Source organism: Lysinibacillus sp. FJAT-14745 (assembly GCF_001275675.1).
Classification (GTDB): domain Bacteria; phylum Bacillota; class Bacilli; order Bacillales_A; family Planococcaceae; genus Lysinibacillus.
Map to the genome: position 1 here is coordinate 381,614 of NZ_LITM01000002.1, position 14,663 is coordinate 396,276.

Consider the following 14,663-nt stretch of genomic DNA (forward strand, 5'->3'; position numbering starts at 1 on the left):
TGTGATGAGATTAGAAGGTAAAGTAGCAATTGTAACAGGTGCAGCGTCAGGTATGGGTAAAGCAATCGCAGAAGGTTATGCAAAAGAAGGGGCAAAGGTCGTAGTTTCTGATTTAAATATAGAAGGTGCACAAGCTGTTGTTGAAGGTATCGAAGCAGCTTGTGGCACAGCGATCGCTGTTCAAACAAATGTCGCTTCAACAGAAGACTTACAACGCTTATTTGATGAAACAAAAAATGCTTATGGTAAATTAGATATTTTAGTGAATAATGCTGGTATTATGGATGGTATGGAGCCAGTTGGTGAAGTTTCTGATGAACGATGGGACAAAGTATTCGCGGTAAACACTACTGCTGTTATGCGTTCAATGCGTATGGCGACAGAGATTTTCCTTGCTCAAGGACATGGTGTCTTTGTTAACAATATTTCTGCTGGCGGTCTTTATGGAGCTCGTGCTGGGGCTGCCTACACTGCTTCTAAGCATGCTGTTGTTGGTCTCACTAAAAACACAGCATTTATGTATGCCGATAAAAACATTCGCTGTAATGGTATCGCTCCAGGTGCAGTGATCACAAACATTGCTTCTACCATGACAAATGTGAGTCAAACTGGTGCAGCACGCCAATCACTAGGTATGGCCATTAACCCACGGGCTGGACAACCTGAAGAAATCGCTCAACTCGCTATATTCCTTGGCTCAGATGAAGCAAGCTTTGTCAATGGACAAGTAATTGCTGTTGATGGTGGCTGGACAGCTTACTAATTTTCTATATAGTGCATATGAAATATAATTGTGATCTCAAAAAGTTAGACAAGGGTATTTCATTAGGTAGCATGTTCAAAATGAGTTCGGTATTGCACCAGACTCATTTTGTATTTAGCATTCATCTTGTTCGTATTATAGTATTTTTTAATAACTATGTACGATTGTTTCAAAATTGTAATGTTTTAAAGTTCATCCATATTAATGGCATTCCTGGACCTCTTTTATTTGTTGAATAGCAATATATATTCTCTGTTAATATTCTCAGCTTTTGATTCAAGACACTTGCATTAAAAATCAAAAATGACCTCTTAGAGACACGCTATTCCAAGAGACCATTCATATAAAAGCTTTTTTTAAATTTACCGTCATTAAGCTATTGTATTTGCTAATCTTAATCCTACTTTAAAGAGTCTCTAGGACTAATGGAAATATTCATTGCGCTTTCTTAAAGCTGAGTGATTTTCCTTTTGTTTCTTTCACTAGCATAATACATGAAATAGAAATGATACTTGCTATGACCAAATAAATTGAAATTGGGATGGAGCTATTAAATTTATTTAGAAGACTTAATGAAATTAATGGAGCTAATGAGCCTGCTAAAATTGGTGCTATTTGATAACATAAAGACAACGCTGTATATCTGATATGAGTTGGAAATAACTCTGTCATTAAGGCTGAGTATGGTGAATACGTCATCGATTGTATGAATAAACCAACAGTAATGGCAGACATAATGAGCCAATCATTCCCTGTATCCATCATTGGAAACCCAATAAATCCCCAAAATGCGGTTAAAACGGCTCCTGTAATATAGATTGACTTCCTACCCCAGACATCGCTTAAGTGTCCCATTAATGGTATGAAGAAAAAGTGAATAGCATGGGCACCAAACATTAATAATAAAATTTGTGACGTATCTTTATTGACGACAAGTTTTAAATAACTAATGGAAAAAGTGACAACCATATAGTATAAAATGTTTTCTGCAAAGCGAGCTCCAATACCAGCAACAATTGCCTTTTTATGATATTTAATCACTTCTATAACACCTAATTGTTGTTTTTCTAATTGCGCTTGTTTTTCTTGTGCTTCTTTGAAAATAGGGGCATCATCTACACTTTTACGAATCCAAAGACCAATTAGTACGACAACTGCAGAGAACCAAAATGCTACACGCCAACCCCAGTCCATAAATTGCTCAGTACTTAAGTTTTTAGATAAAAGTAAAAGGACAATTGTAGCTATTAAATTCCCCAATGGTACACCCGCCTGTGGCCAGCTTGCCCAATAACCACGTCGATCGTCAGGGCTGTGCTCAGATACTAAAATAACTGCTCCTCCCCATTCTCCACCAAAAGCAAATCCTTGAATTAAACGTAAAGTAACGAGTAAGATAGGAGCCCAATAACCAATACTATTGAATGTCGGAATACATCCCATTAAGAAAGTCGTAATTCCAACGATAATCAAACTAATCTGTAATAAATTTTTACGCCCAATTTTATCACCATAATGGCCAAAAACAAGTCCGCCGATAGGTCTAGCTAGAAATCCTACTGCATAGAGAGCAAATGCAGCGAGAATTCCGTCAATAGCGTTTCCTGTTTTTTGGAAAAATAATTCTCCGAAAACGAGAGCAGAAGCGGTTCCATATAAGAAAAATTCATACCATTCAGCTACAGATCCAATCATAGATGCAGCAACAACTTTTTTTAGCTGTTTATTATCTGTTTTCCCCATATACACTCCCCCAAGAAATCTGATTCAAATTATTATGAATGAACGTACCTAATTACTTTCGTCTGCACATATTGTTCAAATGCTTCTAAGCCATTGTCTTTGCCACCAAAACCAGATCGTTTAAAACCTCCAAACAGGGTGGTGATATTGCCCTCGCTAAAGCCATTCACAGAAACGGTTCCTGCCTTAATGGCACATGCCACGCGCATCGTCCGCTGTACGCTTTGGCTATAAAAAGAAGCAGCCAAACCATAGGAGGTGTTATTGGCAAGTGCAATAGCTTCTTCTTCCGTTTCGAACGTACTAACCGCTAAAATCGGACCAAATATTTCATTTTGAAACAAGGTCATGTTAGCGGTTACATTATCAAAAATAGTTGACTCGATATACCAGCCACTACCCAAATCACTGCGAATGTTACCCCTGCTTCAAATGTATCTCTAGCTACCTTAAGACAGGAGGGCACTGAAAAAGTCGATTTATATCGAAAATTTCGGTAAAAATTAACTTTTAACGCTTAATAGAATTGAAAAAATCATAATTAATTACTATGTTTTTAGCGATTTATAAGTTTTTCAGTGCCCTCCCTTAACAGCAGCATCTACATTCCGTGCATTACCATCGACAATATAGCCAATTAATCTGTTTCGATGGGATGCGGTTTTCTATTTTGTAGGCTGCACAAAACCAAGAATCAAGTTGCCTGCTCATAGCTTTCCTTCATTAGCTAGGGCAAAGACTTATTCTTTTGATACAATCACCTGGCTCTCCTCACAATGATTTATTAAAAAAAGCCAAAAATTCTGCTTTTTCCTCTTCTGATAAATCAGATAAAGGTAGGCGTACTGAACCAACGTTGATTTCACCTTTCAGGCAGCCTAATTTAGCTTTTTGGTTATAGTTTCCGGACTCCATAGAGTGAATAGCTGGGTAGATATCCCTCATAATTTGACGAGCCTTATCCCAGTCGCCAGTCTGCGCAGCATTAAACATGGCTACTTGCTCTTCTGGGAACACATTACCTGCACCAGCAATCCAGCTTTTCGCACCCCAGAAGAAAAAGTCTATAGGTTGATCATCACAACCGCAAATCACTTCAAATTTCTCAAATGGGGTTTGTAACAAACGTAATGCGCGGCTAAAGTCGCCACTACTTTCTTTAATAGCAACAATATTCGGATTTTTCGCCAAATACACCACCGTATCATATTCAATTTCAATGCCGATGCGAGCTGGAAAGTTGTACATGATAATGGGTAAATCGGTTGCCGCTGCCACAGTTTCGTAATGGGCAATCAAACCAGCTTGGTCAGGCAAGCTATAAGGTGGGGGTGATAACATTAAACCTTCATAGCCTAAATCTTTGGCTTGGTTGGCACGGTTTACCGCACCTTCAGTTGATAAATCATTGATACCTGTAATTAAAGTTACGCGACCTTTAGCAACTTCTACCACTGTTTTCAAAACGGTTTCACGTTCTGCCTCATTCAAGGCGTAGTATTCTCCTGTCGTCCCACATACAACTAAACCAGTAACACCTTTGTCAATAAAAGTGTTAGTCAATTCCTTTAAAGTATCTACATCTAAGCTTTGATCGTTTTTAAACGGGGTCACTAACGGAACCAAAATACCATGAAAATTCATCTTCATTCTCCTTTGCTTGTAATAGATTACTTGATTTAAAAAAGTTAATATTGAAGTACAACTTCAATTAACCATGATACTAGCACACTAAATTACCATTGTAAATGTAATTTTCTGAATATTACTAAAGTTATCTTTCGATTTATTAAAGTGTCACTTCAACATCAATTGCCACTATTTATTTTGGATTACAATCTAATTTACTAGATTTCTACACATCGATTTTTTGTAATTGTTCTGTAATTAGAGCTTTTATGTTATCCTTATCGACGTGGCTCCTTATATTTTGGATTTGGACAGAAGCACTAAACTGCGTTATATGGCATAGTGACAAGATAACTACCATGAGTCGCAAAGTATTAACTGTTTTGGAAGATTTAAAGACAAATTAACCATTAACATACATCTATACAAAAAGATTTAATAAGCTTCATTTTTCATAGTGAGATTACATCTTTTATTTCGCAACACAAACTTTATTAGAATAGTAAGTAGGAATAATATCAGTAACAGGAGTGGAGAAAATTGAATGACTCAATTGGAGTAAAAATGAAGAGTTTACGAAAAGAGAGAAAGTTAACATTAAAACAAATCGCCGATCAAACGAATCTTTCAATTAGCTTTTTATCTCAGGTCGAACGTTTAAAATCATCCATAACGCTCGAATCATTGAAAAAAATTTCTGAAGCACTCGGTGTCAATCCAAGCTACTTTTTTTCAGAATCCGATGAGCAGACAGCATCGACGGTTATGAGAAATATTATTAGTAAGACAAACACTATGCATAACCAATTTTTTTATAGAGATTTAGCGGTAAATATTGAAAATCCACTCTTTAATCCGATTTTAGTATTACTGAATCCAGGTGCAAATCGAGAGGATTCTTATTCACATTCTGGGCAAGAATTTCTTTACGTTCTAGAAGGGACACTGACCATCGTCATTGACAAAGAGGAGCATGATTTGAATCCTTATGATTGTATTTTTCTAGAATCAACCACCCCTCATAATTGGATAAATAAAACAGATTCAATCGTAAAATTCCTTTGCATTTCGAGTATTCCAGTATAATGTTTTAGCAGATTCCTTAGACACTGATTAAAAAAGCTCACAGCGTATCGCGCACTGTGAGTTTTTTTATGAGTACTGTTCGAAGTTAAATACGGTCAATGGCAAAACTTCCTAAGAATATGGCTCTGATCACTACTACTGTAACGTGGGATTTCATGTCCAGTCTTTCTGTTACATGTTTTTATATCAGTATATGAATAAATCTCAAAACAAAAATGAAGCTGGGACATAAGTATATTTCCAAAGCAAAATTAAAAAATTTCACATCAGAAAAGCGCGAGAAATCAACGTTTCTAACATTGATTTCTCGCGCTTTTTAAAGTTTTAACCAGTTGTGTTCCAGCCTCATCAAAACTTTTACGCTCTTCTTGCTGGCAATAAGTAACCTATGAATGCCCCAATTAACGCTGGTAATATCCATCCTAAGCCAATGTCGTATAAAGGTAAAAAGTTCGAATAAGCTTTCTCAATCGCATCAAAAATACTTAATTTCGCCGTAGGAATGCTAGCCACTAACGCTTTATAACCATCAATAATACTAATAAAAATTGTAAAAATCATAGTAATCGCGTATACCGTTTGCTTATTTTTAAATAGTGATGAGCTTAACGCAAGGACAATTAAGACAATTGCTATCGGATATAAGAACATCAGCACTGGAATGGCAAACTTAATAATATTCGTTAATCCGAAGTTGGCAATTGTAAATGACACAACGCACAATAATAAAACAAACCATTTATAGCTTATTTTCGGGAATACTTCATGGAAAAACTCACTACAAGATGTGATTAAGCCAATACTTGTCTTTAAACAAGCAAGGACAATAATAACTGCCAATAAAATAGCCCCGTATGAGCCAAAATAGTGATCTGCCACTGCGGCAAATATTAAGCCGCCGTTATCAAATGTACCAACAGCATCAATACTCGATGCCCCCATAAACGTTATTAAACCGTATATTAACGTCATTAATGCCATGGCAAAAATACCAGATTTCCACGTTGCTTTAGCAATTTCCTTTCTATCTGTTATTCCCGCACTTTTTATCGCGTTAATAACGACAATACCAAAAGCTAATGAGGCTAATGCATCCATTGTGTTATAGCCTTCTTTAAAGCCTGTCATAAATGCTGAATCAATATAATCTCCGATTGGCTGCTGGAAATGCCCCATCGGTTTTACAATACTAATAATAATTAAAATAAATAACACAATCAAAAATGCTGGTGTTAAATATTTTCCGATATAATCCATAATTTTCGCTGGATTTAATGAGAAATAAAAAACGATGGCAAAAAATACGAAGCTAAATAAAGCAAGGAAAAGTGTTGTATGCTCAGCTTGTATATAAGGTTCAAAGCCAACAACAAACGGAACTGTCGCTGTACGTGGAATCGCAAAAAAAGGACCGATCGTTAAATAGAGGGCTAATGAAAAGATGACACCGAATAATGGGTGAACACGGCTCGCTAAGTCACGCAAACCGTTACTACCTGATAAACCGATAGCTAAAATACCTAAAAACGGTAAACCGATAGCTGTTACTAAAAATCCAATTAGGCCAAACCAAAAGTTGGTCCCCGCTAATTGGCCAAGCTGAATTGGAAAAATAAGATTCCCTGCTCCAAAATACAGTCCGAAAAGCATCGTACCAATGACTGCATATGTTGAAAAAGGTATTTTTTGTTGCATTTTGATGTACTCCTTAGATGTATTTAACTATTGCTAAATCGAAGAGATTTCTCACTACAATTCTACTATGTTATCAGGCATTTATTTTAAAAACAATAGTTTTTTCTTTTATAATAGTTAATTGTTCAGTTCCTAGCTTTAAGTAGACAAAACTAAAAGAGCTGTCTGCTGACAGCCCCTTAGTTTGCTACTGACCACTCTACATGATCTAAAAACTTGTATACGTCCTCGTACACTTTTTCACGCTCTTTGTCTAATGTAATAATATGGCCAGAATTTTCATACCAAATGATCTCTTTATCATCTGTTTCCACAGTGTTTAGAATGAATGGTGCACTTTCTTGATAAAGTTCATCATCTAATGAACCTTGTAATACTAATGTAGGTGCTTTGATTGTAGATAATTCATCGCGTGTTTCTGTAGTTAAACGTGTCACACCATCCAATGAATCCTTAGGGGTAATACGTAATTCATGTAATTCTGAAATAATTTGATCTTTTGATTTATTTTCAAAATGTTTATATAAACGAGCGTAATGATATAAACGTGTAAATAGGCCTTTTGAGTTATCACGTGTGATTGGTGCACACATGGCAACACATGCTTTCACAGGAAACATCTCTGCTACTTTTAACGAAAATACGCCGCCTAGGGAAATTCCTACTACCGCGATTTCTTGATAGCCTTTACTTTTTAGGAAGTTATAACCTTCCACAACATCGTTCCACCAGTCTTCTGGTCTTGTTTCAAGTAATGCTTCTGGCTCTACGCCATGCCCACTATAAATCGGTGCATGAACTGTATAACCTCGTTTTGATAAAAATTCACCTAGCTTTTTTACATCTTTTGTGCTACCAGTGAATCCATGCAGTAATAGTACGGCTTTTTTGCCTCCCTCAATTGTTAGAGGTTGTGGCTTTGATAAATTCATTTTATAATATCCCCTTCACGGAAACTTGAAATTGTGTAATTTATGTGTCTATCTTAACACCCTTTATTCATAATGTACAATTTATAGTTTTTATCATATTAATGTCTTTTATGCATTAACGATGTGAGGTTAATGGTTGTTATATCACACTTTCTGCTACTTTCATTTTGCATTCTTCATTTTACGTGCGCCGTTTTTATAAAATTTTTTATCCCGCATTTACGGGCAGTAATTTCTCTGTACCGAAAATGAAGCGAAAGTAAAGAAGTTGGTGGGAAATAATCCCGATTGGTGAAGACTACTAATCAGTGGGAAAACTTTACTAATTAATGTTTCACTTGATGTGCCTATACTTCCTACTCTTTTACCGTTATAATGCAGTTAACTCAAAAATAACGGGAATTGAGGTGAAAAAATGGAATGGCAGCAATTAGAATATTTTGTAGCAGTAGCAAAGCTTGAGCATATGACTCGTGCTGCTGAAGCATTAGCGATTTCTCAACCAGCATTAAGTCGTTCGATTTCAAAGCTTGAAGAGGAATTAGGAGTACCCCTGTTCGACCGACAAGGACGTTCGATTATGCTCAACCGATATGGCGAGCTTTTTTTGTATCGTGTCCAACGCATGCGTAAGGAATACGAAAAAGCAGTTTTAGAATTACAGGAGCTTAATAACCCAGAGCTAGGAGATGTATCACTCGGCTTTTTACATACATTAGGGACTAGCATCGTACCTGATTTGATCCGCGCTTTCCGTCAAAACCATCCGCATATACGCTTTCACTTTACACAAAATTACTCACATTCCCAACTTAAGCAATTACTCGCGGGAGAGTTAGACCTTTGCTTACTTGCAGCGATTGACACGGAGCCACCTGTTTGCTGGAAGGAGCTGTGGCGTGATGAGCTTTATATTATGGTGCCGATCGACCATCCCTTCGCCAACCGGAAAAGCATTAAAATGAAGGAACTTGAACATGAGAATTTTGTTCTTATGAAAAAGGGTTACGCTTTGCGCCGTACAGCTGATAGATTATTAAATGCTGCAGGTATCAAACCGAAGATTACTTTTGAAGGCGATGAGGTATCAACAGTAGCTGGTTTTGTAGGTGCTGGCCTCGGCGTGTCGTTACTGCCTGTTGACGAAGACTTGAATCCAAATAAATTGGCGAAAATTCGTGTGGAGGATATGATTTGTGAACGGATCATAGGTATGGCTTGGATCGAAAATCGATACCTTCCACCATCAGCACGACAATTTCAGCAATTTGTATTCGATTTTTACGAGAAAAAATAATAGAAAGCTTCTATCATTCATAAAAAATGTGCTAGCTAAAGCAGAAAAGCGAGTAACAATTTAACATTGTTACTCGCTTTTCTTGAATTGTTCAAATGGATTTGGGAAAAGTCAGTGTAACAGATGTACCCTCACCTAATTGACTTTTAATTGATAGTTTTCCATGATAGTTGTCCATCAATTTTTGTGCAATGGATAACCCAATTCCATACCCCCCTTTTTTTCGATTCCGTGATTTTTCCACTCGATAAAAACGGTTTGTAACAAATGGTATATCTTCTTCAGGAATACCGATTCCAAAATCTTGCACAGTCAATTCATGCTGATGATAATAGATGTTTACTTTTTTTTCATCATTTGAATACTTAATAGCGTTATCGATTAAAATTGTAAGTACTTGTTCAAGATGCCCTTCTGTTATGGCCAATGCTTCACCTTTAGTTGTTTGGAGCGAAAAAGAGAAATCTGGATGAGTAATTTGAAAATCGTTGATAACTTTTTCAATAATATATTGAGGATTCTCCAATAAAATTGAGACATTCTTGATTTTTTCTGAATCTAGTCTAGATAATTCTAATAAATCCTTTACCAATTTTTCCATTCGATTCACTTCTTTTAAAGATGAATTCAATGATTTTTCTAATACTTCAGGATCATTTTTTCCCCAACGATTTAACATCATTAAGTTTCCATTCAACACTGAAATCGGCGTTCTTAATTCATGTGAAGCATCTTCCACGAACTGTTTTTGTTGATTAAATGAAGTTTCTAGTTGATCCATCAGTTCATTAAAATGATTTGCTAATTCTGCAATTTCATCTTGCGCAGGCTGTACTTGCACCCTTTCTTTTAAACCAAACTTTTTAATTATAGTAAGCGTTTGGGAAATATCTTGTATCGGTCTAACGATTTGTTTAGAAATGAATAGCGCACCTACTAAACTTAAGAAAACTGCACCAATCCCTGACAAAAACATAACTAGCCCAAATTGTGCTAATAAATTATCGAAGATCTCCATATTACGAATAATTTCAACCGCAAAATTTGTACCATTTAATGACTCTCGGTACACTAACAGTCGGTCGTCACCTGTTTTGATTAATTCAAAATGTCCGTTTTGAACTGAGTGAGAAGGTACTTGCAATAATTCTTCTTCACTTACAGCAATAATGCTTTCACCATTTTCATCCAATATTCGAATTGTCTCTGATTTTTCATTAATGGAATGAATGAACGATTTATTTTCTTTAATAAACTGGCTAGATAGCTTTTGGTCACCATAAAGATTTTGTATAGCTATCATCTTATTTTCAATCGACTGTTCTTCATAATGAATCATCCAACTGTTCATCACAAAATATTGCAATATATTATAAGAAACGAATAAGCCAATCATCATTACCGTTGTCCATAAAATAACTTTTGTTTTTAGCTTTAACGATTTCATCATTTCATTACATACCCGACGCCACGAACCGAATGAATATAATGTTCTTCATCATTTTGAAGTTTATTGCGCAAATATCTAACATAGACATCTACAACATTCGTTTCCACTTCCGTCTCATATCCCCAAATTTTCTCCAATATCAATTCCCGAGAAAGTACGTGATTTACATTTTGTAAAAAAATTAAGAGGAGTTCATATTCTCTTTTTGTCAAAGGTATTTCTTCAGACTCTTTCATAACCGTTCGAGACATCGTATCCACTTGTATTTCTTTAAATTTCAAGTGCTTGATAACATTCTTTTCATATCGTTCATTTCGACGAAAAATCACGCGCATTCTCGCTAACAGTTCTTCAATTGAAAAAGGCTTAGACATATAATCGTCAGCTCCTACATCCAAGCCCATTACACGATCCATAATGCTATCTCTCGCAGTAAGCATAATTATTGGCGTTTCTTTCACAAGTCGAATTCTTCTACAAATTTCTGTACCGTTTAAATGAGGTAGCATTAAATCTAAGAGAATAAGGTCGAAATCTTGATTCAGTGCAGTTTCCAGCCCTTCACGTCCATCATGGATAACCGTCACATCGAAGCCTTCGTGTGTAAGTTCTAATTCTAAAAATTCTGTAATTCTTTCCTCGTCCTCTATGATCAATACTTTCTTCAAATGCGAGCCCTCCTAAGATTTAGACTATTTACATGTTACCGGATTATAGAAAAACTAACAATTCTCTTGCAGTTCTGTGTTTAATACTTTTTGATTTATGGCTAGGATCATTTTCCAATACCTCTTGCGAGAAGATTAACCGGTTGCATAATAAAGAGAAGAAGTTCATCTATTTTTCATCCTATAATCTCCATTTTAATGAGATATTATTGCAACTACCTACAAAAAGTGACAAAAGAAAAAAGGAAGGGTCTTTACCCATTCCTTTAATTGATACGATTAATCGTTTTCTTCTGCTCGATCATCTTCATTTTCCGCTTCCACTTTCACTACTTTACCTGAAACAGCATCGATTTTTACATCTTTCACATCGCCAGATGAAGTTTTAATTTCAAAACCGTAAACCACAACACCGTCTTCATCTTCTAATTCAGATTTTTGCACTGTTCCTGTAACATTTTGAAGAGCAATCTCTTGAGCTTTTTCCAATGATAATTTTGCTTTTGCTTGCAGTTCAGCAATATTATCGTCATCCTTTTCAGTTTCTACCTTTTCTACCTGATTAGTCTTCACATTATCGGTGCTAGCAAAAGCAGAAGTAATGACATAATTACCTGCAAACGCGCCTCCAATAAATGTTGCTGCTAAAACTGGGATCATTAATTTCTTTATCATTTTGAGTTCCTCCTAAAAATTATTGTAAAGTTTTCTTACAGTCCCTATTCTGACAGGTCGTTATGAAACGTTTAGGAGAATGTTTTAAGAGTTCAATAAATTTTTAATGAGTACTTTCTCATTTTGAGGTTTACTACAAGACAATTTTCTTCAACATCAAAAACCACCTTCTCCAAAAGAAAGGTGGTTACTGAAAAGAAATTTATTATTACTTTCCTACATATTTTACTTGATAAGAATACATATCTTTTGTATCTCCATCAATCTCAAAAAGCCCATGCTTTGCAAGGGTCATCAAGCGTTTTTCCACAAATTCTTCACTTAAATAATCATCAATTGCACCAATTGTTTCACCGATGATACGCGTCGGTATAAGCCATTCTTCATTTAGTTCGTCATGTGCTCTTGCCGCACATTCCAAAATGATAGGATCCAATGCATCTTCCGCTACATGTACAATTCCATCTTGCCAAACTCGCAGTGTACTAGGGTTTTGTTTCAACTCTTCCCATTCCTTTGCAAGTTGCTGACACTCATCAATAGAAAACCGCTTTGCCTCGGAACGGAGCTTCATTAACAAGTCTGACGCAAGTTCACCTGTTTGACGAATCATCATGTTTGGTTGTACACGTTTCAAGCCCTCTGTGGCATCAATCCCATATACCATACTACATGTATTGATCAACTCGCTCATGACAAAACGTAACCCTATCTCTTCATGAGTACTTTGGCTGTACCAAACCCAGACATCAATATCGCTCAGTAAACCTGCAATTTTTTTCTTCCAAGCATTCTGAAGATCCTCGTACAATTCTCGTTCTTCATTGTCCCTAAAGATATAGGATTCTAACCAGCTTTTCCGTTCTTCTGGGCTGCTTAATGGACCAATCGAAAAAATCTCATTGACACAAAGCACAGTCTCATCTCGTTGTAAATGATGTTGTCGTATCGCATGTTTTATCGAACCTTGAGTAGATAAGCTAAACGTTATATGTAAAATTGCCATGAAAATCCCCCATTTTACTGTTTACTCAGCGCTATTTGTATTCCAATAAAAGTAAAAAGAACACCTTGAATCATATTTAATCGTTTAGCAATTGCAGGTTTCCCAATAATTACTTTTCTTACTTCACCTGCAAAAATACTAAATAATGAGAATAGTATAAGCGCTTGTACTAAAAATACAATACCCAAAATTAACATCTGTAAACCTACATGGCCAATAGAAGGATTTACAAACTGTGGCAATAGTGCTAAGAAAAATAAAGAAACTTTTGGATTTAAAATATTCATGAAAATACCTTTTCGATATAACTTCACATAGGCTTGTACATTTTGCTGTTCCAATGTGAATGGATCGCCTTTCGCACGAAACGATTGCCATGCTAAATACAATAAATACGCTGCTCCTGCAAACTTAACTATAGAAAAAATAACTGTTGATTGATAAATAATAGCCGAGATCCCGAGAACAGCCGCACCTATATGAACGAGCAAACCTGTACACAGACCAAGTGATGTCGCTATACCAGCCTTTTTATCCTGTGTAATGCTTTGTGCAAGAACAAATAAATTATCTGGTCCGGGCATTAGTGTTAAAATAACTGCTGCTCCTAAAAACGCCAATAACGTTGAAAATACCAATACTACCCCTTCTTTCTATTACTCTTAAATAGGTTTAGGTTTATCAACTTATATAAATGACATACGTTTTAACAAAATGTCACGCCTAGATTTTGGTAATGAACAATTATTTTTAGAAAAGAATCGTTATAATATGGTTTTATTTCCATTATACTACACAACGACGCCGTTCTTCTAAATTTATACAAGAAAAATATTCAATCAATTATGCTCGTTTACGCAATACTTTTCTTTCTTAATACATTATAATAAATATTACCATAAGATAAAAGTCGTATTGTTTTGAAGAAAGAGGTGTTTGTCGGTGGCAGTAAGTGATATTGTAAAGCAATATGAAGACGAGCAAGGAAATGTCTATTATAAAATGAAAACACATGCTATCGAGGTACAGGCTACGCAAAATTCAGGGTTAGCACCAGTTATTACTTATTGGATGGGTGAAAAAGAGATTACTGACGATATTCGGAGTTTACGCTTTAGCCCTCGTCCTCCCTCAAGTTATATTCAAGATTACGATGAATTTCAAACAATGCTTTACGCAAAAGAACAACGTGCCATCAACGAACTATATGAAAAAATGAGTATAAAACCGAAAAATATGTCTTCAGGAAAACAAATAGTATGGAGCTTTTTCGTGATTGTTATGGCAATGCTCCCACTATTAGTCGCAATCTGGTGGTACAAATAAACAAAGTTGTATTTCTCTCTCACGCTTACCCTCGATTGTTCAGTATTACCTTCTTATTTATTCGAATCTTTTTATGAACATTCCTAATCAGCTTGACAGACTTGCTAAAGTAGTGCATTCTTTATTCAATTACTTTTTGAGGAATGAGACATCATTCAAACAAGATATTCAATTATAAAAATAAAAGCGAACGAAGACTAATACTTAGAAACTGCTTGATCAGAGAGCGATGCCCATCGGCTGTAAGGCATTGTACAAGAAAGACTAAAGAACCTACTTCGTAAAAACGTCCTAGCTAAACTAGGCGCAGTCTCAAGCGTTATGAGCAAAGTGGAATGTCATTGACGTTCAATGTAGGTGGTACCACGGAAGGCAAACCTTTTCGTCCTAATT

Annotated in this window: 14 protein-coding genes; 4 read left to right on the forward strand and 10 right to left on the reverse strand. The window is 35.9% G+C overall.

Features of this window, described 5'->3' with window-relative positions; all coding sequences use genetic code 11:
* The first annotated feature begins 4 nt into the window (after nt 1-4).
* Nucleotides 5-763: an SDR family oxidoreductase gene (locus AMS59_RS03310; protein ID WP_053482334.1), complete on the forward strand. Its 759-nt coding sequence runs from the start codon at nt 5-7 to the stop codon at nt 761-763.
* Nucleotides 764-1,198: 435 nt separating this feature from the next.
* Here AMS59_RS03310 and abaF read toward each other — a convergent pair whose 3' ends face one another.
* From abaF to dapA, 3 genes are all read right to left on the reverse strand, one after another.
* Complete coding sequence (gene abaF, locus AMS59_RS03315; RefSeq protein ID WP_053482335.1) at nt 1,199-2,506, reverse strand: fosfomycin efflux MFS transporter AbaF; 1,308 nt, start codon at nt 2,504-2,506, stop codon at nt 1,199-1,201.
* Between the two features lie 32 nt (nt 2,507-2,538).
* Nucleotides 2,539-2,910 carry an aldehyde dehydrogenase family protein gene (locus AMS59_RS03320; RefSeq protein WP_053482336.1) on the reverse strand — a complete coding sequence of 124 codons (372 nt, stop codon included), beginning with the start codon at nt 2,908-2,910 and terminating at the stop codon, nt 2,539-2,541.
* A 367-nt stretch (nt 2,911-3,277) separates the two neighbouring features.
* Nucleotides 3,278-4,150: a 4-hydroxy-tetrahydrodipicolinate synthase gene (gene dapA / locus AMS59_RS03325; protein ID WP_053482337.1), complete on the reverse strand. Its 873-nt coding sequence runs from the start codon at nt 4,148-4,150 to the stop codon at nt 3,278-3,280.
* Between the two features lie 525 nt (nt 4,151-4,675).
* Between dapA and AMS59_RS03330 the strand changes: the two genes are divergently transcribed.
* Nucleotides 4,676-5,221 carry a helix-turn-helix domain-containing protein gene (locus AMS59_RS03330; protein ID WP_082337368.1) on the forward strand — a complete coding sequence of 182 codons (546 nt, stop codon included), beginning with the start codon at nt 4,676-4,678 and terminating at the stop codon, nt 5,219-5,221.
* 357 nt (nt 5,222-5,578) lie between these two features.
* On the opposite strand, the gene brnQ is transcribed toward AMS59_RS03330, so the two are convergent.
* The gene (gene brnQ / locus AMS59_RS03335; protein ID WP_053482338.1) at nt 5,579-6,916 is read right to left on the reverse strand and encodes a branched-chain amino acid transport system II carrier protein; all 1,338 of its coding nucleotides are present in this window, start codon (nt 6,914-6,916) and stop codon (nt 5,579-5,581) included.
* Between the two features lie 179 nt (nt 6,917-7,095).
* Nucleotides 7,096-7,848: a carboxylesterase gene (locus tag AMS59_RS03340; protein ID WP_053482339.1), complete on the reverse strand. Its 753-nt coding sequence runs from the start codon at nt 7,846-7,848 to the stop codon at nt 7,096-7,098.
* A 415-nt stretch (nt 7,849-8,263) separates the two neighbouring features.
* Between AMS59_RS03340 and AMS59_RS03345 the strand changes: the two genes are divergently transcribed.
* The gene (locus AMS59_RS03345) at nt 8,264-9,145 is read left to right on the forward strand and encodes a LysR family transcriptional regulator (RefSeq protein WP_053482340.1); all 882 of its coding nucleotides are present in this window, start codon (nt 8,264-8,266) and stop codon (nt 9,143-9,145) included.
* Between the two features lie 91 nt (nt 9,146-9,236).
* Here AMS59_RS03345 and AMS59_RS03350 read toward each other — a convergent pair whose 3' ends face one another.
* The 5 genes from AMS59_RS03350 to AMS59_RS03370 form a co-directional block, all read right to left on the reverse strand.
* Nucleotides 9,237-10,595, reverse strand: coding sequence for a cell wall metabolism sensor histidine kinase WalK (locus AMS59_RS03350; RefSeq protein WP_053482341.1), 1,359 nt, complete (start codon nt 10,593-10,595; stop codon nt 9,237-9,239).
* The gene (locus tag AMS59_RS03355) at nt 10,592-11,263 is read right to left on the reverse strand and encodes a response regulator transcription factor (RefSeq protein ID WP_053482342.1); all 672 of its coding nucleotides are present in this window, start codon (nt 11,261-11,263) and stop codon (nt 10,592-10,594) included. Before AMS59_RS03355 ends, AMS59_RS03350 begins: the two co-directional genes overlap by 4 nt.
* Before the next feature lie 279 nt (nt 11,264-11,542).
* Nucleotides 11,543-11,938 carry a PepSY domain-containing protein gene (locus tag AMS59_RS03360; RefSeq protein ID WP_053482343.1) on the reverse strand — a complete coding sequence of 132 codons (396 nt, stop codon included), beginning with the start codon at nt 11,936-11,938 and terminating at the stop codon, nt 11,543-11,545.
* A 208-nt stretch (nt 11,939-12,146) separates the two neighbouring features.
* Entirely contained in the window at nt 12,147-12,944 is a 798-nt protein-coding gene (locus tag AMS59_RS03365) for a DUF1835 domain-containing protein (RefSeq protein ID WP_053482344.1), read from the reverse strand.
* 14 nt (nt 12,945-12,958) lie between these two features.
* Nucleotides 12,959-13,582 carry a LysE family translocator gene (locus AMS59_RS03370; protein ID WP_156304545.1) on the reverse strand — a complete coding sequence of 208 codons (624 nt, stop codon included), beginning with the start codon at nt 13,580-13,582 and terminating at the stop codon, nt 12,959-12,961.
* Between the two features lie 304 nt (nt 13,583-13,886).
* Here AMS59_RS03370 and AMS59_RS03375 point away from each other — a divergent pair, with 304 nt between their 5' ends.
* On the forward strand, nt 13,887-14,270 hold the full coding sequence (locus tag AMS59_RS03375; protein WP_053482345.1) for a hypothetical protein: 384 nt from the start codon (nt 13,887-13,889) through the stop codon (nt 14,268-14,270).
* The last annotated feature ends 393 nt before the right edge of the window (nt 14,271-14,663 follow it).